This window comes from Staphylococcus kloosii (assembly GCF_003019255.1).
GTDB classification, from domain to species: Bacteria; Bacillota; Bacilli; order Staphylococcales; family Staphylococcaceae; genus Staphylococcus; species Staphylococcus kloosii.
In genome coordinates, this window is record NZ_CP027846.1 from 1,396,468 (window position 1) to 1,421,227 (window position 24,760).

A 24,760-nucleotide genomic window follows, 5' to 3' on the forward strand; every position below is an offset into this window, starting at 1 on the left:
TATTATAATGGAGATAATGATATATAAAGGAGCGAAATTGTTATGAATTCATTTGGACCAATTCAAATTGGTTTGATTGTAGCTATCGTAATAGCAATTATTTGTTTCATTCTATTTTTAATTGCTTTAAAAAGTAAGAAAAAAGCACAACAAAAAATAGAAGAACAATACCAATCAAAACAACAAAAATTGAGTGACGAACACGCAGAGGAATTAGAAAAAGAAAGAATTAAAAACAAAAAAACTGTGACGAAACAACAAGAAGAATATGAGGCAACAGTTAATTCTAAAGACAGAGAAATTGATGCATTAAAATTATTCTCTAAAAATCATAGTGAATATGTGACTGATATGAGACTTATCGGTATACGTGAACGACTTGTAAACGAAAAACGAATTCGTCCTGAAGATATGCACATTATGGCTAATATCTTTTTACCAAGAAATGAATTTAATGATGCACAACGTATTAGTCATTTAGTATTAACACGTACAGGTTTATATCTTATAGATTCACAATTATTAAAAGGACACGTATTTAGTGGTATTAGTGGTCAACAATTTGACGAACAACCAATGATGTCACAAGTGTTTGATACACTTGATTTAGACAAAAATGAACCACAAACATTAGTTTTAGACCAAAACGATGATAAAAGTTCATTATCATTTGTAAATTACTCAAACCATCTAGAAGCGGTTGAAAAGTTAGCTGGAGACTTACAACGTCAATTAGATTTAAAATACACACCAACTACTATTCTATATTTCAATCCTAAGAATGAAGGTGCAGTAACAATATCTAATTATGCTCAATCTTCTAGTAGCAAAGTTTTAGTAGGCCCTGAACAACTTGATGAGTTCTTTAACAAATTTGTGTTCCACGGTAGAATTCAATACAATGTAGAAGATTTACAAAACATTATGGATAAAATTGAATCATTTAATTAATATTTTTGAGTCTGAGACATAATATTGTCTTCAGACTCTATTTTTTTGACAGTAGATGACTGAATTGAAAACGCGCTTGTAGCAAGTTGCTTTCAACTATAGTCATCTTTGCCGTAGCGGGGTTACAAAATCTTGTTTTAAAATTAAGGTTTATGTCCCGTTTCCATTTTTTAAGCATTTTAATATGATAATAAGACATAATTTATTATGATATGGTTAAGTTAACTTGGAAGGAGTTATTATAATGCAAACAACTAAATTCTATAATGGAAATGAAATGCCAGTACTTGGTTTAGGAACATTTAGAGTTGAGAATAGCGATGAATGTAAAGAAGCGGTGAAACATGCCATCATAAGTGGTTACAGAAGTATAGATACAGCTATGATTTACGAAAATGAGGCCAAAGTGGGAGAAGGTATTGCCGAAGGTCTAGCAGCTACTGGGTTAGACAGAAGTGAGTTATTTATTACCTCAAAATTATGGTTAGCTGATTATGGACGTAATAACGTACAACAGGCGTATGAAACAAGCTTAAAAAAATTAGGCTTAGATTACTTAGATTTATATTTAATGCACTGGCCTGGTACAGATGAAGCATTAATGATAGACACTTGGAAAGGTATGGAAGATTTATACAAAGCTGATAAAGTGAAAAATATTGGTGTGAGTAACTTTACGCCTCAACATATGGAAGCACTATTAGCGCAAGTATCAATTAAACCGGTTATTAATCAAGTTGAATTCCATCCTTACTTAACTCAAAATGAATTAAGAAGATATTTAGAAGTTCAAGGTGTAGTAGCAGAATCTTGGTCACCATTAATGAATGCTCAAATTTTGGAAGATACATTAGTAAAAGAAATTGCATCAGAAGTAGGTAAAACACCAGCACAAGTTATTATTCGATGGAATATTCAAAACAATGTAGTTGTTATTCCTAAATCTGTGACTCCTTCAAGAATTGAAGAGAACTTAGCTGTCTTTGATTTTGAATTAACTGAGGAACAAATAACTAAATTAAACAACTTAAACGAAGATAAACGTATTGGTCCAGATCCAAACGAGTTCACAGGACAATAAAATATTATTGATAAAAAAGCTAGTAACTATAACGTATAAAAATATACGTTATTAGGTTACTAGCTTTTTAAAATAACTTGTATCCTATTAAACATGCTGCGAAGCAACCACCGTATTGCAAAATTGAATAACTAATAAATAATGGTAAATTAGTTTTTGCTTCAATCATTTTTACTAATTCGGAAGCTAAAGTTGAAAAAGTAGTCAAACCACCTAATATACCTGTTACTAAAAATGGATTGATCCATGAAATATGTAAGGCATGTCCTAAAATAATGCCGATAGTGAAACTTCCAATTATATTTACGATAAAAGTTGCTATTGGAAACTGACTTGAAAACTTATTGACACATATTTCAGTTATGCCACCACGAATCATAGCACCAATACCGCCGCCTATACAGACTAATAGTAAAGTTAACATTATAATTTACCTCCTATTTTAACGCCGATATAGCAGAAACAAATTCCTAGAATATAACTACTAATGCCATAAATAAATAATGTAGCAATAGATTGTGCATTGAACATAGAAACTAATTCATATTGAAATGTAGAAAAAGTAGTTAATGCACCAACAAAACCTGTTGTAATACCTTTTTTTAGTTGTGGGTTGTTTCTGAAATATGTGACTGCGAGAGTCCCTAGAAAACCCATCAACAAAGCACCTACAAGGTTTGCTATAAAAGTTCCAATAGGTAAAGTAGTACTTTCGTTATTAATAAAAGATAATAAATACCTTAACAGCGCACCAATGGCACCGCCGAAAAAGATATATACGTATTGCATTTTAAATACCTCCACTTAAAAATAAACACTACAAAAGCAAGTATACTTTTGTAGTGCCCCTTAGAAAATAATGCCAAATGTCGTTAATGCAGCTATAATATGAATAATTATAACGATTAATAATATATATGGCAGTAATTTGCTTAATTTATTTACCCAATCTGTTCTATCTTTTGAATGTTTTATTGCTTTATCTGCTAAAATAATTGCAATAATCAATATAATAGCATTAATAATACTGCTAACGAAAATCAATTTGATCATTGAATTAAATAGTTGACCTAGAAGTGGGTCACGTGTATTGAAATAGAAACTAATAATAATTAACACAGCAGATAAATAAAAATATAGTTTTGAACGTGCCATATTTACCTCCTACTATATATCATTAGATAATAATAACACATAAAACTTAAAATTGAATAGTAATAATCATATACTAAACTACATAATAGAAGATTTGTTCAAATTATTTGTGGTGTATATAAGTAATAATAAACGATGAAATTGTATTATAAATTTGATATTAGATAAGCAAAAAATTAGAATTTTAAGCTTATTAGTGGTATAAATAGGATGAATGGTTAGTAAACCGTTAGAGATAATTTATTATTAAATTATCATTTTAGTCAGGAGGAATAAGTAATGGCAAAATTAAATGTTGAAGTGTTTGCAGATGGTGCAGATATCGAACAAATGAAAGCAGCTTACAAAAATAAAGAGGTTGATGGTTTTACTACAAACCCAAGCTTAATGGCTAAAGCAGGCGTAACAGATTATAAAGCGTTCGCTGAAGAAGCTGTTAAAGAAATTCCTGATGCTTCAATTTCTTTTGAAGTCTTTGCAGACGATTTAGAAACTATGGAAAAAGAAGCAGAAATCTTAAAACAATATGGTGATAATGTTTTTGTTAAAATTCCAGTTGTTAACACTAAAGGTGAATCAACTATTTCTTTAATTAAAAAATTATCAGCTGATAATGTACGTTTAAACGTTACTGCAGTTTATACTTTAGACCAAGTAAAAGAAATTACTGAAGCAGTAACTGAAGGTGTACCAACATATATTTCAGTATTCGCTGGACGTATCGCTGATACTGGTGTTGACCCAATTCCAATGGTTAAAGAAGCTGTTGAAATTGCACACAGTAAAGCAGGCGTTAAATTACTATGGGCTAGCTGTAGAGAAGTAATCAATGTTATCCAAGCTGACGAAGTTGGCGCTGACATTATCACTTGCCCTGGTGACGTTGTTAAAAAAGTAAACAATAACTTAGGTCGTGACATTAATGAACTTTCTGTTGATACAGTAGAAGGTTTTGCGAAAGATATAAAAGCTTCTGGATTATCGATCTTATAAACTAACTATCCTGTTTAAGTCTAGAACAGGGTTATTACATTAATAACTTTGATGATTAGTTGATAAATTGAAATAATCAGTAGCTATAAACTACACAATAAAGATTTAGCGCTAACTTCAAAAGTTAGCGCTTTTTTAATACATAAAAAGTATCATGCAAGATTTTTATGATTGTTAAGATTGAATATTTAGTACATAATCATATATAAAAATATTTATTGTTCAAATTATTTTTAGTGGAGGGGATGAGAGTGAATTATTTACACCGAGTTTATATGAATAACAACGAGTTACACACTTTAAACACACCACATTGTGTAAATATTTTTTTAGTGTTAGAGGGAGAAATTAGACTAAATAAATATTATGAAGAAAAGGTTTATGAAAAAGGACAAGTGTTTATCGTCTTTGATTATGAAGATAATTATATAATCAAAAGAAATGGTATATTAGCGTGTATCTCTATAAATAACCAAAGTTACAATAGATTTTCATTGGCAAATCGTAAAACATTATTCGAAATTGATAATGCAGACACAATGATTATTAAGACGTATATAGAAACGATGAAAGCAATTATAGAAAAAGACTATTTTAATAGTGATATAGGTGTAGTTAAACTAATAAATTGTGCAGTGGCTATATTAACTCATGAACAACAAGAGATGAAAAATAATTCTCAATCGAGTGAACTTATTAAAAACATCGTGCAATTTATAAATGAAAATTATAAACGGCCATTAACTTTATCATCTTTAGCACAAGTATTTTTTGTGAATAGAAGTTATTTATCGCGTGAATTTTCTCGTAAAATGAATATGACATTAATGAGATATATCAAGAAAGTTAAAATTTATAACGTTTCAAGAGAATTGTTAGAGAATAGATCGCCTGATTCAGCATGGCGTGAATATGGATATGCTTCATATAAAACTTTTCTCAATGATTTTAAAAATATTATGGGTACGACGCCATCTGATTTTTTAATAAATCAAAAGTATCGTCAATATACTGTTAGCGAAAGTGATAATAATATTTATGAAATTATAAATACTTATTATCAGGAATTAATAAGTTAATTTTTATAACCTTAAAATAGTGAAAATTATTAACATTCATAAATGTTACTTTTGCATAGATTGAAACACAAATTGTTTTAATATATGATTTAATAGAATAAAAGTTTCATCAAACATAGAGAGGTAACAAAAATGAGCGTAAATATTTTTAAGCAAAAAGTTAGAAAACAATTGTGGTTTTTGAACAAAAAAGAAAAGCAAGAACTAAACGAGGTACTAGAGAAGGTGACAAGTGAGGACGATCAAATTGATACTCGTAAACCAATAAGATTTTCAAACCAATTTTTAAAAGAGTATGTTTTTAAAGAAAAAGTAGTATCTTTTACTAATTTAATTCCATTATTATTAGCTATGTTATTTACTTATATATTACTAATCGGCATATTTATATTTGGCTTTTTAGCAAGTTTATCTTCGGTACAATATTTTATAAAACCCGAAGTACAACTCACAACGACGACCGTTATACTGACGTTCGTGGGGTCTGTGTTATTAATCATTATTAGTTTATATTGTTTTCAAAAAGTTACTGCATTTTTCACTAAAAAGTTATTGGAATATAGACATAATAGAGATTTGTAGGTTAGCTTAATTTTTAGTTAGCAGATATTTCAATGCACAACTTTCTTTCCATTTTTTTAAAACTAAATAAAACTGTTCATCAACCATTAAATAATGGCCGTTTTCAAATTGAATCGTAGATAAATTACGTTTACTTTTGATTCCGATGATAAAGTGCGCATTAATATAATATTGTATTGGTGCGCGCTTTTGTTTTATTGGAAACAGTACAAGTTGTTTGTGAATATAAATAGGTACTAACTTATTTATATCTAATAATCGTTTAGCAACTTTTGTTTGTGTGGTCAAAGATTTATTATGTAATTCTAAATAATAGGTTAAAACATTTTTAATCACTGTTGGGTAAACGTAGTCATGTGTTTTATAGCGACATAAAGTTTGAATCTCATTCCCTTCATGCGTTTTAATAAATAGTAAATCTTGGTATTCTGTCATATTGTTACTCCTTTCCACAATTTAAATAAGAAAAGAATTTATCTTTAACGGATTTTTTATATAATTTTACAGAAGATAATGAACGGTTCATTTGATGCGCAATTTCATATTGTTTATAGCCTAAATAAGCCAATTGCATCCATCTTTGTTCATTAGGGTTTAATATTGATAAAAATTGTTCTAATAATATTTGGCTTTCTGTATTATTTATTGAATCTAATGATTGTATCTGGGTGTGAGCTATATCATAAGTTGTAATTTGACGGTCCGCAGAGCGAAGTAAATCGAACAGATAATAGCGTAAACGGTTATATAGGTAGGAGGATAATGATGGTGATAAAGTAGGGTTGTATTGTGGTATAAGTTGCCACAAGCGTATCAACAATAATTGAAAAAATTCGTCATAGTCATAAGTGATATTGTAGCGATGAAGTAGGTGATGAATAATATATTGATATTGTTCAAGCTCATCCTTTTTTAACATTTTGAACCTCAATTAGTGTAATTACAACTTTTATTTCCGGATATAGCTATTTTATTTCAAAAAACAGAAAGTTTCATTTGCTAAATCGACATATTAAGTGTTAAATATTAGTAATAGATATAATATAATGTTTGTATACACATAAATTAATTGCTTAACTTAAACATATATCACTTTGTCAAAGTTTGTTTGTATTACAAAGGAGGGTAAATATGGACTATGCACATTTAAATTTAGAGCATTTTTTCTCTAGACACGACGATTTAGATATTATTAAAGATAAATCAGATTTTGTAATGATTAATAATATGACTAACGAAATGTTTTATCGAGATGGCGAAGTTGAAGGTCAAATCGATTTGAATCGTTATTATTATAAAAATAGGTCACAAGCGGTAAGTTTTATAATGATGGACTACAATAAAAGTCAAGAGTAATGAAATTAAAATTTCATTACTTTTTTTATGAATATGTAACAACAATTATATTGAATTGTGCATTGTTAACATAAGTGTTAAACTCAATTAGCAGATGTAGAAATTTAAAAATCAATTTCAAACCTAAGAGGTGTAGACATGAAAAAGCATAAAAAAGGCGCTTTATTATCAATAGTAGGATTATTGATAATCTTAGGTATTGTTGCATGTATCGGCTTTTCAATGATTTCTGATCAAATATTTTTCAAAGAAGTTAAACAACAAGAAAAAGTTGAAAATTTAAAAGTAACATTAGAAAAAGCCTCAAAAAAACAAATACATAATTATACAAGTCAGCAAGTATCTAGTAAGGATAATAAATCTTGGCGCGATGCGTCTTCAACAGAAATCAAAAGTGCCATGGATAGTAAAAAATTTATCGATAGTGATACACAAAAATATCAATTTTTAGAATTAGATAAGTATCAAGGCATCGATGAAAATAGAATTAAACGTATGCTGATTGATAATCCAATGTTATTAAATCATACTAATGATTTTATCAAAGCAGCTAAAGATAAACATGTAAATGAAGTTTACTTAATTTCTCACGCTATTTTAGAAACTGGATCAGCGAAAAGTGAACTAGCAAGTGGTGTGGAAATTGATGGTAAGAAATATTATAATTTCTTCGGTGTAGGAGCTTTAGATAAAGACCCAGTAAAAACTGGTTCTGAATATGCCAAAAAACACGGCTGGGATTCACCTAAAAAAGCAATTGAAGGTGGCGCAGGTTTCATCCACGGTCATTTCTTATCTAAGAAAGATCAAAATACTTTATATAGTATGAGATGGAATCCACAAAATCCTGGTGAACACCAATATGCTACAGATATTAAATGGGCAGAAAGTAATGCTAGTTTAATGGCTCATTTCTACAAAAACATGAAGACTGAAGGTAAATATTATAAATATTTCGTTTATAAAGATGATAAAAAACATCAAGACGAAGATAAATAATATCATAAGCTGAGGATAACCATTATCAATGGTTATCCTTTTTTTGTAAAAAAAGATTGATTAAACTACTAGAGCTTAATCAATCATTACGAAATTATTTGGCTTTATTTTTACTATTAAATAACGCAAAAACCAATAATGTAGAAATAAATACTTTAAATACAAATTTCATATATTCACATCCTTAACGTATATTTAATAAAGATAACTATTATTACTGATCAAAATAATGATGCTTTTTTAAAAATTGTTGTGCAACTACTGCCGGTTCGACACCTTTACCATCGGCTTCGTAGTTTAATTTTTGCATTTCTGTTGTCGAAATTTTGTTTTGCAATGAAGCCATAGATTTTTTGACACCTGGATGATTGCTTAATAATTTGTTTGTTGCTAATGGACTAGCATCGTATGGTGGAAAGAATTTTCTATCATCTTTTAATACTTTTAAATGATATGCTGCAATTCTACCATCTGTAGTATAACCTAAAGCAACATCAAGTTTATTATTTTTTAAGGCATCATATACCAAGCCTATTTGCATTGGCTTTAATTGTTTGAAACCAAAACCATAGAACGATTTGAATGGTGCGTATCCATCACCACCACGTTTGATCCAAGTAGTATCTGTACCAACTTTAACATCGTCTTTAATTTTTCTTAAATCAGAAACTTTATGTAAATTATACTTTTTTGCAGTTTCCTGAGTGACCATAAAGGCAAATGTATTTTCAAAGCCATATGAGTTAAAGAAAGTTTGATTGAATTTCTTGTTAAATAATGATTGTGTGATAGACATTGCTTCTTTAGAATCTCTCACAGGCTTATGGTTTAATGCACCTATTAAATCTGTTCCGGTATACCTTGTGCTCGACACATCGGCATTACCATTAATTATTGCATTATGTTCGATAGATGCTGAACCTAAATTATTTATAATAGAGGCTGTATATTTACCATGTGAATCATGTTCTATTTTATCCTTTAACATATAAGCCATTATTTGCGACTCGCTCGTCGCTAGGGCAGTAATTTTAATGTCTTTTTTTGACTGACCACCATTTAATCCTGGAAAATCACAGCCCGTCAAAAATATTGCACAAAATATTAGAAACAAAGTAAAACATTTAAAAAACTTCATAATTCAACCTCTTAACTAATAAATTTTTGTTGAAATAGTGTAAAAATTAATTTAATCACTTTTATAGAATATCATACATTATAAATTTTTTTAACTTCTAATAAGCCATTCTGTTAGTAAATGCTATTATAGATGTAGTATCTTAAAAGTAAGTAATTAACATTGTTATGAGGTGTATGCATGAAAATAGCAATAGTAGGTGCTGGAACTGCAGGCGTAACGTTATTAAAAGAGATGGTTAAATATGATGAGTTTAATGACGTTAGCGTAGATATTTATGATAATAAAGTTAATATGGGACAAGGCGTGCCATTTCAAAATGACAGTGATCAATTATTAATCAATCTACCAGCAAGACAAATGTCTATTAATTTAGATAATCCACAAGAATTTTTTGAATGGTATGAACAGCAAAAAGAATTTAAATATATGAATCCCGAATATTTACCAAGATTCATTTTTGGACATTATATGAAATCATACCTTAACAAATATAATGATGAATATGACAATATTTCATTAATTTCTGAAGAAGTTCAGGAAATTTTTATCGAGTCAAATATTGGCGAAACTGCTTTGAAATATAATATTTGTACTTCGGATGATATAAACTCATGTCGAACTTATGATTGTGTCTTTTTAACAATAGGGACATTATCTTACCATGATCCATATCACTTAAAAGGAACTAAAGGTTACATACAATCTCCTTATCCGACATATAATACGTTAGATGAAGTTGATGATACGGATAGTATTGCGGTCATTGGTACAGGTTTAGCAAGTTTAGATGTTATCAGATACGTGACAGAACATCATCCTAATTTACCGATTACGGTTACTAGTAGAAGAGGGGCGTTACCACGAGTAAGAGGTAATATGCCTGACCTTGAATTTAAATATATTACGCCACACAATTTCAATGAATTAAAACGACAACATTTTGGTACAGTACCACTTGAGGAAGCCATGAAATTATTTGATTTAGAGTGTGAGTATTATAATATTCAAGTCGAAAAAATGTTAGACGTTAATATGCAAAATCATATAGAACAATTAGAATTCGATTTAAATCATCCAGACGAATTAGGAAGTTTTCAGAGTTTACTAGAAGGCATCAAAGAAAATATGAATTGGATTTGGAATAGCTTTTCAAGAGCAGATCAAATTGAATTTTTAAACAAATATCAACGCATTTTAAAAGCTAATTCTAACCCAATGCCACCAAGAACGGCAGAGTTAATTATTCATGGCATCAAAAATAATCTTATAAAAATTAAACCGAATTTAAAAAATGTAACTTATTCAAAGCCTAATTTTAATTTCCAATATGATGATGAAAAAGACACTATTGAACAATATGACGTAGTTATTAATGCTACCGGTTCTAAAACGCATTTAGCAGATTTAGATGCCGATGATCAACTTGTAATTAATTTGGAGAATAGACAACTTATACAAGCACATCCACTTGGCGGAATACAGATAGTAGCGGAAACCAATCAAGTTATTAGTCCGAGATATGGTACATTAAACGACGTATATGCATTAGGTCAATTAACAAATGGTATCAACCAATCAAGAAATGGTGTCATGATGATTGTTAAGCAAGCGGTTGGTGTTGTAAGACAATTATTCAAAAGCTAAAATATCGTTATTTTACATAGTGAATTTAGTATATTACTGTTAAAAAATTCAAAGTTTTAATCCCGACTTAATTCATATGTATTGTAATTGTGACATAAATATAGTATTATAATTTTGTAACTTAGCAGTAGGTTACCTGACTCAATCGATAATTAAAATTTCATAGTAAATTCTTTCGGGGCAAGGTGAAATTCCTAACCGGCAGTATAAAAGCCTGCGACCCATAAATACATGTATTTATGGCTGATCTAGTTCGATTCTAGAGCCGACAGTTAAAGTCTGGATGGGAGAAAGAATGATATATAACAACACTCACGTAGTGTTTATTTTGAGCTACTATCAAATTGGATAAGTATGCTTATTTAAAGTTATAAAAATTCCCACACCTGAAGTCTATCTTTTTTCAGGTGTGTTTTTTTATTTTTATTGAGGTGATTTAATTTGAGTCAATTTTTAAAACATGCAGTTGACCTAGCCAAAATGGTTGAAGGTCAAACTGGAGTTAATCCACCTGTAGGTGCAGTCGTAGTTAAAAATGGCCGTATCGTTGGCCTAGGCGCACACTTACAGCGAGGAGACAAACATGCGGAAGTACAAGCGTTGGAAATGGCACAAGACAAAGCTAAAGGAGCTACAATTTACGTTTCACTAGAACCATGTTCGCATTATGGTACTACGCCACCTTGTGTAGAGAAGATAATAGAATATGGCATTAGCAAAGTCGTTTATGCTGTTAAAGATACAACTTTAATGTCGGATAGTGATGATATATTAAATGAAGCCGGTATTGAAGTTGAGTTTAGCTATAATGAAGAAGCAGCGCAATTATGCAATGACTTTTTCAAAGCGAAAAAGAATGGTAAACCTGAGATTACTGTAAAAGTTTCATGTAGCTTAGATGGTAAACAAGCGAATGATAATGGACAAAGTCAATGGATTACCAATAGATCAGTTAAGCAAGACGTGTTTAATTTAAGACATAAACATGATGCGGTACTAACTGGTAGAGAAACTTTAATAGCTGATGATCCCCAATATACAACGCGCATAGAAAATGGTAAAAATCCTGTGAAAGTTATCTTAACAAGAACAGGTGATATTGATTTTAATTTAAAAATATTTAGTGATGAAACTACGCCTATATTAATTTATACAGAAAATAAGGCACTAACAACTACGCTTCCACAAGTGAAAATTATTTATATGGAAGACAGTAACATCTCAAATATATTAGAAGACTTATATTTACGTGGTGTCGGTAAATTACTTGTTGAGGCAGGTCCAACAATCACGTCCACATTTATAGAAGCAAAAGAATTTAATAAACTCATCATCTACTATGCCCCGAAAGTGATAGGTGGTTCTGGTAAATATCAATTTTATTCTACAGACAATGTTTTTGAATTATCAGAAGTACAAAACTTTGAAATTGTTAATTCTCGAATGCTTGAGAACAACTTAAAATTAGAACTGCGAAAGAAGTGAATTAACATGTTTACAGGAATCGTTGAAGAAGTCGGTACGATTAAGCAAAGTAATAGTAAAAGTACAATTGTAGAATTAACGATTGCATGTCATAAAATCTTAGAAGATGTGCATATTGGAGATTCAATTAGTGTCAACGGAGCGTGTTTAACTGTAACCGAGTTTACTAATGACAGTTTTACGGTTCAAGTTATAAAAGGTACAGAAGCCAAGACATATTTGAATAAATTAAATCAAGGTGCTGAGGTTAACTTAGAGCGAGCAATGAGTGGTAATGGTCGCTTTGGAGGACACTTCGTATTAGGTCATGTTGATGAAGTTGGTACTATTACTAATATAAAAGCTACTGATAATTCAAAAATTGTGTCAATAAAAACAACAACTAAAGTAATTGGTGAAATGGTGCAACAAGGATCGATTGCAGTTGATGGTGTAAGTTTAACGATATTTCAATTGAATGAGCAAAGTTTTGATATTCATTTAATTCCAGAAACTAGAAAATCAACAATTTTAAACGATAAACGTGTCGGAGATGCTGTGCATTTAGAAACAGATATGTTGTTTAAATATGTGAATCGTATTATGAGTAACAATAATTCCACACTAACTGAAGATAAATTAAAAGCTTTTGGCTTTTAGGAGGGGTCTTATGCATTTAGATGATATAGAACAAGCGTTAAGCGAACTTAAACGTGGTAAAAGCATTATCGTCGTTGATGATAAAGATAGAGAGAACGAAGGAGATTTAGTTGCTGTAACAGAATGGATGCAAGATAATACAGTGAATTTTATGGCCAAATATGGCAGAGGTTTAATCTGCGCGCCTATAAGTAAAGATATTGCACATCATTTGGAACTAGATGCTATGGTTAAAAACAACTCTGATGTTTATGGCACTGATTTTACAGTCAGTATCGATCACGTGGATACAACGACAGGTATTAGTGCGCCAGAAAGAATGTTAACTGCGCGTGCATTAATAGATGAACATGCACAACCATCTTCATTTAATAGACCTGGCCATCTATTCCCACTTATAGCTAAAGATAATGGTGTAATGGAGCGAATTGGTCATACTGAAGCTTCAGTTGATTTAGCCAAATTGACAGGTGCCAAACCTGCTGCCTTAATTTGTGAAATTATGAATGAAGATGGCACAATGGCTAAAGGTGATTCATTACAATCTTTTCGTGAACATCATGATTTAGTTATGATTTCAATAGCTGATTTAGTCGAATATAGAAAAGCGCAAGAAACACATATCGAAGCTAAAGCTGAAGTAGCGATGCCTACAGAATATGGCGATTTCAAAATGATTGGTTTTACTACGTCTAGTTCAAGAGATGAATTAGTTGCTGTAATTAAAGACAAACCAAGAGCAACTGAAAATGTACGTATTCATTCATCGTGTCTCACAGGTGATATTTTCCATAGTCAACGTTGTGATTGTGGTGAACAATTAGCTGAATCAATGAAGTATATCGAAGAACATGGTGGTATTATTATTTACCTTCCACAAGAAGGGCGAGGTATTGGCTTAATAAATAAATTAAGAGCATACGAATTAATTGAGCAAGGTTATGATACCGTAACTGCGAATACTGCATTAGGATTCGATGAAGATTTACGTGATTATAAAGATGCAGCAGCAATACTAAAATATTTAGGCGTTGAAAATGTAAATCTGTTGAGTAATAATCCAACTAAGTTTCAAAGTTTAGAAAAATATGGAATTAATATTACTAAAAGAATCGAATTGATTGTGCCAGAAAATGAACATAATCATGATTATATGACAACTAAAAAAAATAAAATGGGTCATCTACTATAGGAGGAAAAAATTATGAATTTTGAAGGTAAATTAATAGGAACGGATTTGAAAGTTGCGATTGTAGTAAGTCGTTTTAATGATTTTATTACAAATAGATTGTTAGATGGTGCTAAAGACACATTAATTAGACACGAAGTACCAGAGGCTAATATAGACGTTGCATATGTACCTGGTGCATTTGAAATTCCATTAGTTGCTAAAAAGTTAGCACAAAAAGGTGAATATGATGCAGTAATAACTTTAGGCTGTGTTATTAAAGGTTCTACGTCTCATTACGACTATGTTTGTAATGAAGTATCAAAAGGTGTATCTAAAGCGAATGATGTAGCGGATATTCCAGTTATTTTCGGTATTTTAACTACTGACAATATCGAACAAGCTGTCGAAAGAGCAGGAACTAAAGCAGGAAATAAAGGTTCTGAAGCGGCAGTAAGTGCAATTGAAATGGCAAACTTATTAAAAACAATTAATGCATAATTAAAATTTAAGTTTGAGATACCAAAATCTCTTACAATAAAAACGTCAATTTCTATTATGATTTTATAGAAGTTGGCGTTTTTAATGCTTAAAGACATTTTTGATATACGTAGAGTTAGTATAAGAGGTGTTTGTGGATGTTACAATGACTCGTGAATGTATATGTAGGTAGCTAAAACAAAAAGAAAGCTAACCCTAATAGGTTAGCTTTTTGTACTAGTTGTAACAGCGATTGTTATTTTTTGCTAAATTTAAATAAAGATACAATACTTCCGGCTACTGCCAATGTACCACCTAAAATTATTCCTAATTTTTTAAGCATTTGTGGGCTAGTAAATTCTTTATAAGCTAATACTAAATTTTGTGGTCTCTCTGCTAATCTACGCATGAAATAGCTAAACCAATCATCGCCAAAAGGTACATATATACAGAAGTTATATCCTTCTCTGGCGATTTCTTCAGCAAGTTCTGTTCTGAAACCGTATAGCATTTGGAATTCGTATTGTTCTTTATCAATATGATTGTCTTTAACGAATTGTTTAACGTGATTGATAATGGCGTCGTCATGTGTTGCGATAGAAGTAACGTGATTGCAATTTAATAAGCGTTTTTCAATTATATCTATGTAATTTTTGTCTATTTCTTCTTTGGTTTGATAGGCGATAAATTCATTTTCTTTGTAAGCACCTTTAACTAATCGTAAACGTAGCTCGGGATATTTATCTATTAAAGCTTCAGCTTTAAATAAATAAGCTTGAATTACTGTGCCTAGATTTTTAAATTCACCTTTTAAACGATCAACAGTTTGGATTACACCAAATAAAGACTCGTATTTTTCAGTATCTATGTTAATATGCATATTATTAAATTCATTTGCTTTTAATAATATTTCTCTTAAATTTTTATAAGCAAGGTCTAAGTCGAATTCTGCACCTAATTGACTAATTTTAATAGACATATGTGCATCTAAATTATTGTCGTAAATAGCATACATAACTTCTAAAATTCGATCTTTAGCTTGAATTGCTTCACCTTCATTTGCAACATATTCACCTAAATTATCAACTGTAACAACGATTCCCTTGTCGTTTAGACGTTGTATCGTCTCCAATAACATTGGTATAGTGTTGCCAGCTACTACTTTTTTTGCACCAAACATGGGTCCTAATTTTTTCGCAGTAGCGTTTAAAAATTGACTATTGGATAAAGCAATAAAGAAATCTTTCACGATTGGCATGTTCATTCCTCCTAACAATAACTCTGTTCTACAACAGTGTATCATGAATTTAATAGTGATGAAAACGTTCACAAATATTTATTATACTTTATATATTACATATTACACAATATTAGCCAATTTGACTATAACAGAAATGATTGCCCTGATTACGGGATAAAAAATGGTAATTTAGTATAATTATTTGATACAATTAAGCTAATGAAATATTACGAGAAGGAGAAGTATACGATATGTGGAAGTGGGAAACTGAAAACGAAGCCAAAGGTGTAATTGTAATTGTACATAACATGTTAGAACATACTGGTAGATATGCCTATTTAATTACTATGCTTCGTCGTAATGGATATCACGTAATAATGGGTGATTTACCAGGTCAAGGTCAAACTTCACGTTCCAATAAAGGTCAAATTAAAAATTTTGACGTATATCATGAAAATGTCTTGGAATGGATTAAAATTGCAAATGAATATAAAATTCCAACATACGTTATAGGTGTCGGTTTAGGTGGATTAATAATGCTAAATCTACTTGAACGTGTGGAAGTTCCGATAGAAGGATTAGCACTAATTTCTCCAATATTAGAATTTCAAAAAAGTGGAAAATCACGTAAGGATAAAATAGTCGCTAACGTTAGTAATATTGCCAAAGATACGCGTTTCAAAGTAGGCATCGACGCCAATGATTTAACACGTAACTCTGAAGTAATCGAAGAAACGTTAGAAGACCAATTAATGTTAACTAAAGTTACGTATCATTGGTATAAACAAGTATGTGAGGTAATGAAAGAAACAGTAACACATTTGACAGATATTAATAAAATACCGCTATTGTTAATGTATGGTACCGAAGACAAAGTTGCCGATACTAAACTTATGGAAGAAATTAAAAATAAAGTGAAGTCTGATGAACTATACTTCAAAGCTTGGGAAGGTTTATACCATGAAGTACACAACGAACCTGAAAGAGATGAAGTGATGCGTTATATACTATCATTTTTAAATAATAGTTCTAGTGCAATGGGTTTTATCATTGAAGATGAAAATAATGTAAATAACTATTAGCGTACTAGATTGGGCATTGAATAAATACGATATTATTATTGTATAGTCAATGTTCAATCTAATTTATTATTATATTATGTGAAAAAAATCACAATAAATGTTGTATTTCTGCTAAGAAAGTGCTAAATTAATATTGTGAAAAAAATCACAATTTAAAGTGATAGGTGTGATCTTATGGAATATACAAAAAGTAATAAAGTAGTTTTAATAGGTGATGGAGCAGTAGGTTCCAGTTATGCTTATACATTAGTAACTCAAGGGATTGTAGACGAACTAGCTATTATAGATGTAAATAAAGAAAGAGTAGCAGGAGATGTAAAAGATTTAGCGCATGCTTCAGCATTATGTGCCAAAAATACTCATTTAAAAGTTGGTACATATGAAGATTGTGCTGATGCTGACATTATAGTAATTACGGCAGGCGTTAACCAACAACCCCACGAAACGAGATTAGATTTAGTAACGAAAAATACAGAAATATATAAAGAAATTATTGCTAATATTATGGCGTATAAATTTTCAGGCATATTTATTATAGCAACTAATCCTGTAGATATTATGGCTTATGTGACAAAAAAACTTTCTGGTTTCCCTAAAGAAAAAGTAATCGGTTCAGGTACCGTACTTGATAGTGCACGTTTTACACATGAACTTGCACTATTAACTAACATCGCACCAGCTAATATCGATGCGCAAATAATTGGTGAACATGGTGACTCTGAATTGGCTGTATGGTCAAACGTACAAATCGCTGGACAATCTTTAAATAATTTTAGAACACAATATACAATATCTGAAAATGATTTAAACCAAGCATTTATTAACACAAAAGAAGCTGCATACCATATTATTAGAGCAAAAGGGGCAACGTGTTATGGTATTGCAATGGCATTAACAGAAATTACTGTTGCTATTTTAAGTAATCAAAATAAAGTGCTAACAGTTTCAAGCTATTTAGAAAATAATTATGGTTACAACGATGTCTATATCGGAGTACCGACGCTAATTAATAGAAATGGTGCTATGAAAGTATATGAAGTTGTGTTAAATACTAAAGAAAAAGAACAATTTAAAGACTCCATATTAATTTTAAAGGATACTCAGAAAAAATTAAGAAATTACTTTATTGCATAATCCTTAAAATAATTTTAAAATGTGTATAAGATTAATTTTAATAAAAAATGTAATTTTTAATAAACGTTAAGTTTACGACTATTAAAAATATGATAAATGATTTAAAATTAATTTTACATGTTTTACTATATATTTTTTATATGGGGGAATTGTTATGGGGAAAGCGTTAGATAATAAGGTTGCAAATGTCTTGAATTTGAACCAAATTCTAGAAGAAATTGAAAATATTTTCAAAAGCATTAAGAAAGAATATAAAATGTCTAAAGAAGAGATTTTAATCTTACTTACACTTTGGAAAGAAGGTTCAATGACTTTAAAACAAATGGATGAATTTGTACACATCAAATCATATAAACGTACACGTACGTATAATGATTTAGTTGAGAAGAAATGGATTATTAAAGAGAGACCTCAAAACGATGAACGTACAGTAATTATTCATTTTAATGACAAGTTAGAAGGTGAAAGGGAACATCTTTTAAACTTTATAATTGGTGAGATTAATTCAAGAAAAGAAAGTTTTCAAGAAAGTATAACTGCAATTTTAAACTTATAGAAAACTTAGGGATTTTGTAACAAAGAATTAAACATAACAGCCTATTTATGCATAAAGTCATAAATAAAAAGATTGCCGTCACATGAAGTGACGGCAATCTTTTTCTGTTTGTTTAACGTTTTTCAATTGCACAAATAAAAGGTGGGTCATTTTGTTGGTTAATAAATTGATATTGAAGGACATGAGCAACTTGTTGATCCAATGAAGTTAAATAATTAAGTACTTGGTCACGTTCAACTTTACCTTCATCATGCCCAGGATAAATAACTAATATAATTATGCCTTCTGGCGCTAAAATGTCAAAAATACCTTCTATGGCAGAAATAGTACTTTCTGGGTGAGTCACAATTTGTTTATCACCTTTAGGAAGGTAACCTAGATTGAAAATTGCTGCATCTACTTGCCCGTGGTATGAGCTAGGAATATGCGCTTGTGCATTAGCGTGACTGTCATGTATAAGTTTGACATTGTCAAAATCCTTAATCTTATCGAAAGTATTTTCAATTGCTTGATGTTGAATGTCAAATGCATATACTTCACCGTTCGGTACTTGCTGCGCTAAAAATAAAGTGTCATGCCCATTACCACAAGTAGCATCAATAACAATGCTTTCTTCGGTTACATGTTCAGATAATAATGTCTTAGCATAGGGTAAAATTCTTGTTAGCTTCATACTTGGTGTACACTTTCATAGTGTTTACCTTGATAAGAGTTACGACGTGCAAGTTCATTATCAATTTCGTTTAAAACTTCCCATTTGTTGACACTCCACATAGGTCCAACCATTAAATCAATAGGGCCGTCTCCAGTAATTCTATGTACAATCATCTCAGGCGGTATTAATTCTAATTGATCACATACTAGATTTGTATATTCTTCTTGAGACATAAACTCAAGCATACCTTTTTCATATTGTTTAACCATTGGTGTACCCTTTAATAAGTGTAACAAATGTATTTTAATACCTTGTACATCCATTTGAGCTACTTCTCTAGCAGTTTCCATCATCATGTCATAGTCTTCGCCAGGTAAGCCGTTAATAATATGTGTACAAATATTTATGTTATGCTTTCTTAATTTAGCAATACCTTCATAATACGTTTGCATATCATGAGCACGGTTTATTAAATCAGACGTTTTTTGATGTACAGTCTGTAAACCTAATTCTACCCATAAATATGTACGTTCGTTTAATTCGGCTAAATATTCTACTACATCATCTGGCAAACAATCTGGTCTAGTGGCAATAGATAATCCTACAACGCCTTCTTCTTTTAAAGCAGCTTCATATTTTTCGCGTAAAACTTCGACAGGCGCATGTGTGTTTGTGAAAGCTTGGAAATATGCAATATATTGTCCATCACTCCATTTTTCATGCATTCTATCTTTAATTTGTCTAAATTGCACTTCGATTGGATCTGCACGATTACCTGCAAAGTCACCACTACCAGCTGCAGAACAAAATGTGCAACCGCCGTGAGCAACAGTGCCGTCTCTATTCGGGCAATCAAAACCACCATCAATAGCGACTTTAAATATTTTTTGTCCAAATTTATTTTTTAAGTGGTAATTCCATGTATGATATCTTTTATCTTCGAATGCGTAAGGGAAAAAATTACCCATTTAACATTTTCCTTTCTAAAATCATTATAGTTAAAGATTTTAACATATTTTGTGTTATATTGTTTACTGTAGTTTTTGAAAAATTAAAAGTAGAGGGGCTTTTAATATGAATATGCCTAGATCAGTATGGTGGTTAGTTATTGGTATGGCATTAAATATAACCGGCTCAAGCTTTCTATGGCCATTAAATACAATTTACATGAATCATGAATTACATAAAAGTTTAACAGTAGCAGGTTTTGTACTACTTATTAATTCATTTGGCATGGTAATTGGAAATTTGTTAGGTGGTACGTTTTTCGATAAATATGGCGGCTATCGAACGATTATGACAGGGACAGTCATCTGTTTGATAAGCACCACGTTACTTAATTTCTTTCATGGTTGGCCGTGGTACGCGGTTTGGTTAGTTTGTCTAGGTTTTGGTGGTGGGTTAATCATTCCAGCAATTTACGCTATGGCCGGTGCAGTTTGGCCCAATGGTGGTAGACAAACATTTAATGCTATATATTTAGCCCAAAACATTGGCGTAGCACTTGGTGCTGCATTAGGTGGCTTCGTTGCAGAAATTAGTTTTAATTATATATTTATTGCTAATTTAATTATGTATGTGTTATTCGCATTTGTAGCAGTGTTTAATTTCAATATTGAATTGGAAGTTAAAGTTAAACCTAATGAAACATTTAAATTATTCTCAAAACAATATAGACCACAGTTTATCTCGTTATTGTTACTATGTGCAATGTTTATAATTTGTTGGATTGCATATATTCAATGGGAAAGTACCATTGCATCATTTACACAACATTTAAATATTTCAATGAGACAATACAGCTTGTTATGGACAGTAAATGGCATATTAATATTAGTAGCGCAACCATTTATAGCACCAATAATTCGACTGTTAAAAGGTAACTTAGTGCGCCAAATGTTCGTCGGTATCGTCATATTTATGCTGTGCTTCTTTGTAACAAGTTTTGCCGAGCAATTTTCAATTATGATGATTGGCATGGTTATTCTAAGTTTAGGTGAAATGTTTGTTTGGCCAGCTGTACCGACAATCGCCAATAAATTGGCACCACGTGGTAAAGAAGGTTCATTCCAAGGTTATGTAAATTCTGCCTCAACAGTAGGTAAGGCATTAGGACCATTGTTAGGTGGCGTTATTGTCGATACATTCAATATTAGTGCGATGTTTATTGGTATGATAGCACTATTATTTATAGCCTTAATTTTTCTTTATGTTTTTGGCAAAAGTTTTTATCGAAAAGATGGAACTTCATAATAGTAACATAACAATTTAGGCTAATTTTTCTACTTGAAAATCGGTGGGTTTTACAATATTATTAATAGAGTATAGGAGTAGTAACTTATTAAACTTTTCTTCAGAGAGCTAGGTTGGTGTGAACTAGTGTTAAGTTTTAAGTGAACTTACCAATCGTAAAAATTGATTTATAAATAACATCTCTAACTATTTAATTAAGTGAGTGCACTTTTAAAGTGAACGAGGGTGGTACCGCGGCTGATGTCGTCCCTTTAATATGCTAAATAGTTTGAGGTGTTCTTTTTTATTGAATAGGAGGAAACATTGTGAATTATAATCATAATGAGATTGAAAGAAAGTGGCAACAATATTGGGAAGAAAATAAAACATTTAAAACGAGTGATAATTTCGGTCAAAAGAAATTTTATGCGTTGGACATGTTCCCTTATCCATCTGGTGCTGGTTTACACGTAGGTCACCCAGAAGGTTATACGGCAACAGATATCGTTTCTCGTTATAAGAGAATGCAAGGTTATAATGTACTACATCCTATGGGATGGGATGCATTTGGTTTGCCAGCTGAACAGTATGCGTTAGACACTGGTAATAATCCAAGAGCATTCACTCAAAAAAATATTAATACATTTAAGAGACAAATTAAAGAACTAGGCTTTAGTTACGATTGGGATAGAGAAATCAATACAACTGATCCAGAATATTATAAATGGACACAATGGATTTTTATTCAACTTTATAATAAAGGTTTAGCATATGTTGATGAAGTTGCAGTTAACTGGTGCCCTGCATTAGGTACAGTATTATCAAATGAAGAAGTCATCGATGGTGTGTCTGAACGTGGTGGACATCCAGTATACAGAAGACCTATGAAACAATGGGTTTTAAAAATTACTGCTTATGCTGATAGATTGTTAGAAGATTTAGATGACTTAGACTGGCCTGAGTCAATTAAAGATATGCAACGTAACTGGATAGGTCGTTCAGAAGGTGCTGCAGTTACATTTAATGTTGAGAGTACTCAAGATAATATTGAAGTCTTTACTACAAGACCAGATACTATTTATGGCGCGACGTTCTTAGTACTTAGCCCAGAACATGAATTAGTTAATAAAATTACGACATCCGACGAAGAAGAAGCTGTAAAAGCTTATCAAGAAGAAGCGGCTAAAAAATCAGATTTAGAACGTACAGGTTTATCAAAAGAAAAATCTGGTGTGTTTACGGGTGCATATGCTACAAATCCATTATCAGGTGAACAAGTTCCTGTTTGGATAGCTGACTATGTGTTATCAACTTATGGTACAGGTGCAGTGATGGCAGTACCAAGTGGTGACCAACGTGACTACGAATTTGCTCAAGCATTTGATTTGCCAATAATAGAAGTAATCGAAGGCGGAGACTTAAGTAAAGAAGCTTACACAGGGGATGGTCCACATGTTAATTCAGGTGAATTAAATGGTTTATATAATGAAGGTGCCATTACTAAAGCGATTGACTTATTAGAAGAAAAAAATGCTGGTACACGCAAAGTAAATTACAAATTACGAGACTGGTTATTTAGTAGACAAAGATATTGGGGTGAACCAATACCGGTTATTCATTGGGAAGATGGTACGATGACAACTGTCCCAGAAGATGAATTGCCTGTGCTACTTCCTGAAACTAATGAAATTAAACCATCAGGTACTGGTGAATCACCATTAGCCAATATTCCTGAGTTTGTTAATGTAGTTGATGCAGAAACTGGTATGAAAGGTCGCCGTGAGACAAATACTATGCCACAATGGGCAGGAAGTTGTTGGTATTATTTAAGATATATTGATCCTAATAATGACCAAATGTTAGCTGACCCTGAAAAACTTAAACACTGGTTGCCAGTTGATTTATATATTGGCGGCGTCGAGCATGCAGTGTTACACTTGTTGTATGCAAGATTCTGGCACAAAGTGTTATATGATTTAGGCGTAGTACCTACAAAAGAGCCATTCCAAAAATTATATAATCAAGGAATGATTCTTGGTGAAGGTAACGAAAAAATGAGTAAATCCAAAGGGAATGTAATTAATCCTGACGACATTATTAAGAGTCATGGTGCAGATACATTAAGACTTTACGAAATGTTTATGGGACCATTAGATGCAGCAATTGCATGGAGTGATAATGGACTTGACGGTTCTCGTAGATTCTTAGATAGAGTTTGGAGATTATTAGTGAATGAAGATGGAACGTTATCTGACCGTGTGGTAGACGATAATGACGGTTCTTTAGATAAGTCATATCATCAAACAGTTAAAAAAGTATCCGAAGACTTCGATACACTAAACTTTAACACTGCAATCAGTCAGTTAATGGTATTTATAAATGACTGTTATAAAGCAGATACGTTGTACCGTTCTTATATCGAAGGATTCGTTACAATGCTAGCTCCAATTGCGCCACACATTAGTGAAGAGCTTTGGAATATATTAGGTCAAGAAGGCACAATTACGTATCAACCATGGCCAACTTATGATGAAACTTTACTTGTTGATAATGAAATAGAAATTGTTGTCCAAGTTAATGGTAAAGTAAGAGCTAAAATTAACATTCCTAAAGATACGTCTAAAGAAGATATGGAAGCTATCGCTTTAGATAATGATAGTATTAAGAGTGAAATAGAAGGTAAAGATATTAAAAAAGTAATTGCGGTTCCGCAAAAACTTGTTAATATTGTAGCCAAATAAATTTAGATTGGAGTTTTATTAATGGAATCTATTACAGTAGATGAATTGAAGAAAAAAATTGTCGATACTAACCCAGTAAATATCGTAGATGTTAGAACTAGGGAAGAAACTGCTATGGGCATTATTCCAGGTGCAAAGACAATACCAATGAATGAAATTCCATCAAATCTTAGTTATTTTAATGAAAATGAAACTTATTACCTTGTATGTAAAGCTGGTGTGAGAAGTGAACGTACGGGTCAATATTTAGAAGAAAATGGTATTAATGTTGTTAACGTCGAAGGCGGTATGGACGCTTGGGGCGATGACGGCCTAGAGGTCGACAGTATTTAATAGTAATTCAAAGTTATAATATACCCGGTTAATG

Annotated in this window: 27 protein-coding genes and 1 riboswitch; of the genes, 18 read left to right on the plus strand and 9 right to left on the minus strand. The window is 31.3% G+C overall.

What is annotated here, in order from left to right:
* Positions 1-42 precede the first annotated feature (42 nt).
* Positions 43-951: a nuclease-related domain-containing protein gene (locus tag C7J89_RS07010; protein WP_103295606.1), complete on the plus strand. Its 909-nt coding sequence runs from the start codon at positions 43-45 to the stop codon at positions 949-951.
* Between the two features lie 244 nt (positions 952-1,195).
* Positions 1,196-2,032, plus strand: a complete 837-nt coding sequence (locus C7J89_RS07015; RefSeq protein WP_103295605.1) for an aldo/keto reductase — start codon at positions 1,196-1,198, stop codon at positions 2,030-2,032.
* 67 nt (positions 2,033-2,099) lie between these two features.
* Here the strand turns inward: C7J89_RS07015 and C7J89_RS07020 are convergent, their stop codons facing one another.
* The 3 genes from C7J89_RS07020 to C7J89_RS07030 are packed head-to-tail and all read right to left on the minus strand — an operon-like array spanning position 2,100 to position 3,187.
* The gene (locus C7J89_RS07020) at positions 2,100-2,456 is read right to left on the minus strand and encodes a fluoride efflux transporter FluC (RefSeq protein WP_061854376.1); all 357 of its coding nucleotides are present in this window, start codon (positions 2,454-2,456) and stop codon (positions 2,100-2,102) included.
* Positions 2,456-2,821, minus strand: coding sequence for a fluoride efflux transporter CrcB (gene crcB / locus C7J89_RS07025; protein ID WP_103295604.1), 366 nt, complete (start codon positions 2,819-2,821; stop codon positions 2,456-2,458). The genes C7J89_RS07020 and crcB overlap by 1 nt, the downstream gene beginning before the upstream one ends.
* Before the next feature lie 60 nt (positions 2,822-2,881).
* Positions 2,882-3,187 carry a hypothetical protein gene (locus C7J89_RS07030; protein ID WP_061854378.1) on the minus strand — a complete coding sequence of 102 codons (306 nt, stop codon included), beginning with the start codon at positions 3,185-3,187 and terminating at the stop codon, positions 2,882-2,884.
* A gap of 279 nt (positions 3,188-3,466) precedes the next feature.
* Between C7J89_RS07030 and C7J89_RS07035 the strand changes: the two genes are divergently transcribed.
* The 3 genes from C7J89_RS07035 (at position 3,467) to C7J89_RS07045 (ending at position 5,841) form a co-directional block, all read left to right on the plus strand.
* Entirely contained in the window at positions 3,467-4,180 is a 714-nt protein-coding gene (locus C7J89_RS07035) for a transaldolase (protein ID WP_061854379.1), read from the plus strand.
* A 251-nt stretch (positions 4,181-4,431) separates the two neighbouring features.
* Positions 4,432-5,259 carry a helix-turn-helix transcriptional regulator gene (locus C7J89_RS07040; protein ID WP_159031774.1) on the plus strand — a complete coding sequence of 276 codons (828 nt, stop codon included), beginning with the start codon at positions 4,432-4,434 and terminating at the stop codon, positions 5,257-5,259.
* Between the two features lie 132 nt (positions 5,260-5,391).
* Entirely contained in the window at positions 5,392-5,841 is a 450-nt protein-coding gene (locus C7J89_RS07045; RefSeq protein ID WP_061854381.1) for a hypothetical protein, read from the plus strand.
* Between the two features lie 6 nt (positions 5,842-5,847).
* Here the strand turns inward: C7J89_RS07045 and C7J89_RS07050 are convergent, their stop codons facing one another.
* Both C7J89_RS07050 and C7J89_RS07055 read right to left on the minus strand, forming a co-directional pair.
* Positions 5,848-6,276: a competence protein ComK gene (locus C7J89_RS07050; RefSeq protein WP_103296184.1), complete on the minus strand. Its 429-nt coding sequence runs from the start codon at positions 6,274-6,276 to the stop codon at positions 5,848-5,850.
* Positions 6,277-6,280: 4 nt separating this feature from the next.
* Positions 6,281-6,760, minus strand: coding sequence for a sigma-70 family RNA polymerase sigma factor (locus C7J89_RS07055; RefSeq protein ID WP_170066443.1), 480 nt, complete (start codon positions 6,758-6,760; stop codon positions 6,281-6,283).
* Between the two features lie 212 nt (positions 6,761-6,972).
* On the opposite strand from C7J89_RS07055, the gene C7J89_RS07060 reads away from it, so the two are divergent.
* Positions 6,973-7,197: a hypothetical protein gene (locus C7J89_RS07060; RefSeq protein WP_061854384.1), complete on the plus strand. Its 225-nt coding sequence runs from the start codon at positions 6,973-6,975 to the stop codon at positions 7,195-7,197.
* 138 nt (positions 7,198-7,335) lie between these two features.
* Positions 7,336-8,196 carry a peptidoglycan release complex glucosaminidase SagB gene (locus C7J89_RS07065; protein WP_061854385.1) on the plus strand — a complete coding sequence of 287 codons (861 nt, stop codon included), beginning with the start codon at positions 7,336-7,338 and terminating at the stop codon, positions 8,194-8,196.
* A gap of 214 nt (positions 8,197-8,410) precedes the next feature.
* Here C7J89_RS07065 and C7J89_RS07070 read toward each other — a convergent pair whose 3' ends face one another.
* Positions 8,411-9,334, minus strand: a complete 924-nt coding sequence (locus C7J89_RS07070) for an osmoprotectant ABC transporter substrate-binding protein (RefSeq protein WP_103295768.1) — start codon at positions 9,332-9,334, stop codon at positions 8,411-8,413.
* A 180-nt stretch (positions 9,335-9,514) separates the two neighbouring features.
* On the opposite strand from C7J89_RS07070, the gene C7J89_RS07075 reads away from it, so the two are divergent.
* The 5 genes from C7J89_RS07075 to ribH all read left to right on the plus strand — a co-directional run bounded on the left by C7J89_RS07075 (position 9,515) and on the right by ribH (position 14,774).
* Positions 9,515-10,981 (plus strand): FAD/NAD(P)-binding protein, encoded by a 1,467-nt coding sequence (locus C7J89_RS07075; protein WP_103295769.1) that lies wholly within the window; start codon positions 9,515-9,517, stop codon positions 10,979-10,981.
* A 167-nt stretch (positions 10,982-11,148) separates the two neighbouring features.
* Positions 11,149-11,280, plus strand: a riboswitch (FMN riboswitch).
* A gap of 142 nt (positions 11,281-11,422) precedes the next feature.
* Positions 11,423-12,466: a bifunctional diaminohydroxyphosphoribosylaminopyrimidine deaminase/5-amino-6-(5-phosphoribosylamino)uracil reductase RibD gene (gene ribD, locus C7J89_RS07080; RefSeq protein WP_103295770.1), complete on the plus strand. Its 1,044-nt coding sequence runs from the start codon at positions 11,423-11,425 to the stop codon at positions 12,464-12,466.
* A 6-nt stretch (positions 12,467-12,472) separates the two neighbouring features.
* Positions 12,473-13,105 carry a riboflavin synthase gene (ribE, locus tag C7J89_RS07085; RefSeq protein WP_103295771.1) on the plus strand — a complete coding sequence of 211 codons (633 nt, stop codon included), beginning with the start codon at positions 12,473-12,475 and terminating at the stop codon, positions 13,103-13,105.
* A gap of 10 nt (positions 13,106-13,115) precedes the next feature.
* On the plus strand, positions 13,116-14,297 hold the full coding sequence (ribB, locus tag C7J89_RS07090) for a 3,4-dihydroxy-2-butanone-4-phosphate synthase (RefSeq protein WP_103295772.1): 1,182 nt from the start codon (positions 13,116-13,118) through the stop codon (positions 14,295-14,297).
* A 12-nt stretch (positions 14,298-14,309) separates the two neighbouring features.
* A complete protein-coding gene (gene ribH, locus C7J89_RS07095) occupies positions 14,310-14,774 on the plus strand; it encodes a 6,7-dimethyl-8-ribityllumazine synthase (protein WP_061854391.1) in 465 nt (154 codons plus the stop codon).
* A 235-nt stretch (positions 14,775-15,009) separates the two neighbouring features.
* Here ribH and C7J89_RS07100 read toward each other — a convergent pair whose 3' ends face one another.
* Positions 15,010-16,011, minus strand: a complete 1,002-nt coding sequence (locus C7J89_RS07100) for a proline dehydrogenase family protein (RefSeq protein ID WP_103295773.1) — start codon at positions 16,009-16,011, stop codon at positions 15,010-15,012.
* A 233-nt stretch (positions 16,012-16,244) separates the two neighbouring features.
* Between C7J89_RS07100 and C7J89_RS07105 the strand changes: the two genes are divergently transcribed.
* From C7J89_RS07105 to C7J89_RS07115, 3 genes are all read left to right on the plus strand, one after another.
* Complete coding sequence (locus C7J89_RS07105) at positions 16,245-17,075, plus strand: alpha/beta fold hydrolase (RefSeq protein WP_103295774.1); 831 nt, start codon at positions 16,245-16,247, stop codon at positions 17,073-17,075.
* A 174-nt stretch (positions 17,076-17,249) separates the two neighbouring features.
* Positions 17,250-18,209 carry an L-lactate dehydrogenase gene (locus tag C7J89_RS07110; protein ID WP_103295775.1) on the plus strand — a complete coding sequence of 320 codons (960 nt, stop codon included), beginning with the start codon at positions 17,250-17,252 and terminating at the stop codon, positions 18,207-18,209.
* Between the two features lie 154 nt (positions 18,210-18,363).
* The gene (locus C7J89_RS07115) at positions 18,364-18,765 is read left to right on the plus strand and encodes a transcriptional regulator, SarA/Rot family (protein ID WP_061854395.1); all 402 of its coding nucleotides are present in this window, start codon (positions 18,364-18,366) and stop codon (positions 18,763-18,765) included.
* A gap of 112 nt (positions 18,766-18,877) precedes the next feature.
* Here C7J89_RS07115 and C7J89_RS07120 read toward each other — a convergent pair whose 3' ends face one another.
* Complete coding sequence (locus tag C7J89_RS07120; protein WP_103296105.1) at positions 18,878-19,438, minus strand: tRNA 5-(aminomethyl)-2-thiouridylate-methyltransferase MnmM; 561 nt, start codon at positions 19,436-19,438, stop codon at positions 18,878-18,880.
* The gene (locus tag C7J89_RS07125; protein ID WP_061854397.1) at positions 19,435-20,388 is read right to left on the minus strand and encodes a tRNA modification radical SAM protein MnmL/YtqA; all 954 of its coding nucleotides are present in this window, start codon (positions 20,386-20,388) and stop codon (positions 19,435-19,437) included. Before C7J89_RS07125 ends, C7J89_RS07120 begins: the two co-directional genes overlap by 4 nt.
* A gap of 106 nt (positions 20,389-20,494) precedes the next feature.
* On the opposite strand from C7J89_RS07125, the gene C7J89_RS07130 reads away from it, so the two are divergent.
* From C7J89_RS07130 to C7J89_RS07140, 3 genes are all read left to right on the plus strand, one after another.
* Positions 20,495-21,673, plus strand: coding sequence for an MDR family MFS transporter (locus C7J89_RS07130; RefSeq protein WP_061854398.1), 1,179 nt, complete (start codon positions 20,495-20,497; stop codon positions 21,671-21,673).
* Positions 21,674-21,975: 302 nt separating this feature from the next.
* Positions 21,976-24,393 carry a leucine--tRNA ligase gene (leuS, locus tag C7J89_RS07135; protein WP_172459022.1) on the plus strand — a complete coding sequence of 806 codons (2,418 nt, stop codon included), beginning with the start codon at positions 21,976-21,978 and terminating at the stop codon, positions 24,391-24,393.
* A 21-nt stretch (positions 24,394-24,414) separates the two neighbouring features.
* A complete protein-coding gene (locus C7J89_RS07140) occupies positions 24,415-24,726 on the plus strand; it encodes a rhodanese-like domain-containing protein (protein WP_103296107.1) in 312 nt (103 codons plus the stop codon).
* Positions 24,727-24,760: the final 34 nt, after the last annotated feature.

Excerpts from the sequence above, each read along its gene's own strand:
- C7J89_RS07140 (WP_103296107.1), top strand. The coding sequence starts at position 24,415 with ATGGAATCTATTACAGTAGATGAATTGAAGAAAAAAATTGTCGATACT.
- C7J89_RS07050 (WP_103296184.1), bottom strand. The coding sequence starts at position 6,276 with ATGACAGAATACCAAGATTTACTATTTATTAAAACGCATGAAGGGAAT.
- C7J89_RS07120 (WP_103296105.1), bottom strand. The coding sequence starts at position 19,438 with ATGAAGCTAACAAGAATTTTACCCTATGCTAAGACATTATTATCTGAA.
- ribB (WP_103295772.1), top strand. The coding sequence starts at position 13,116 with ATGCATTTAGATGATATAGAACAAGCGTTAAGCGAACTTAAACGTGGT.
- C7J89_RS07030 (WP_061854378.1), bottom strand. The coding sequence starts at position 3,187 with ATGGCACGTTCAAAACTATATTTTTATTTATCTGCTGTGTTAATTATT.
- C7J89_RS07020 (WP_061854376.1), bottom strand. The coding sequence starts at position 2,456 with ATGTTAACTTTACTATTAGTCTGTATAGGCGGCGGTATTGGTGCTATG.
- C7J89_RS07100 (WP_103295773.1), bottom strand. The coding sequence starts at position 16,011 with ATGCCAATCGTGAAAGATTTCTTTATTGCTTTATCCAATAGTCAATTT.
- crcB (WP_103295604.1), bottom strand. The coding sequence starts at position 2,821 with ATGCAATACGTATATATCTTTTTCGGCGGTGCCATTGGTGCGCTGTTA.
- C7J89_RS07055 (WP_170066443.1), bottom strand. The coding sequence starts at position 6,760 with ATGTTAAAAAAGGATGAGCTTGAACAATATCAATATATTATTCATCAC.
- C7J89_RS07070 (WP_103295768.1), bottom strand. The coding sequence starts at position 9,334 with ATGAAGTTTTTTAAATGTTTTACTTTGTTTCTAATATTTTGTGCAATA.
- C7J89_RS07010 (WP_103295606.1), top strand. The coding sequence starts at position 43 with ATGAATTCATTTGGACCAATTCAAATTGGTTTGATTGTAGCTATCGTA.
- C7J89_RS07075 (WP_103295769.1), top strand. The coding sequence starts at position 9,515 with ATGAAAATAGCAATAGTAGGTGCTGGAACTGCAGGCGTAACGTTATTA.
- C7J89_RS07105 (WP_103295774.1), top strand. The coding sequence starts at position 16,245 with ATGTGGAAGTGGGAAACTGAAAACGAAGCCAAAGGTGTAATTGTAATT.
- C7J89_RS07035 (WP_061854379.1), top strand. The coding sequence starts at position 3,467 with ATGGCAAAATTAAATGTTGAAGTGTTTGCAGATGGTGCAGATATCGAA.
- C7J89_RS07015 (WP_103295605.1), top strand. The coding sequence starts at position 1,196 with ATGCAAACAACTAAATTCTATAATGGAAATGAAATGCCAGTACTTGGT.
- ribH (WP_061854391.1), top strand. The coding sequence starts at position 14,310 with ATGAATTTTGAAGGTAAATTAATAGGAACGGATTTGAAAGTTGCGATT.
- C7J89_RS07065 (WP_061854385.1), top strand. The coding sequence starts at position 7,336 with ATGAAAAAGCATAAAAAAGGCGCTTTATTATCAATAGTAGGATTATTG.
- C7J89_RS07125 (WP_061854397.1), bottom strand. The coding sequence starts at position 20,388 with ATGGGTAATTTTTTCCCTTACGCATTCGAAGATAAAAGATATCATACA.
- C7J89_RS07060 (WP_061854384.1), top strand. The coding sequence starts at position 6,973 with ATGGACTATGCACATTTAAATTTAGAGCATTTTTTCTCTAGACACGAC.
- C7J89_RS07115 (WP_061854395.1), top strand. The coding sequence starts at position 18,364 with ATGGGGAAAGCGTTAGATAATAAGGTTGCAAATGTCTTGAATTTGAAC.
- ribE (WP_103295771.1), top strand. The coding sequence starts at position 12,473 with ATGTTTACAGGAATCGTTGAAGAAGTCGGTACGATTAAGCAAAGTAAT.
- C7J89_RS07045 (WP_061854381.1), top strand. The coding sequence starts at position 5,392 with ATGAGCGTAAATATTTTTAAGCAAAAAGTTAGAAAACAATTGTGGTTT.
- C7J89_RS07130 (WP_061854398.1), top strand. The coding sequence starts at position 20,495 with ATGAATATGCCTAGATCAGTATGGTGGTTAGTTATTGGTATGGCATTA.
- C7J89_RS07110 (WP_103295775.1), top strand. The coding sequence starts at position 17,250 with ATGGAATATACAAAAAGTAATAAAGTAGTTTTAATAGGTGATGGAGCA.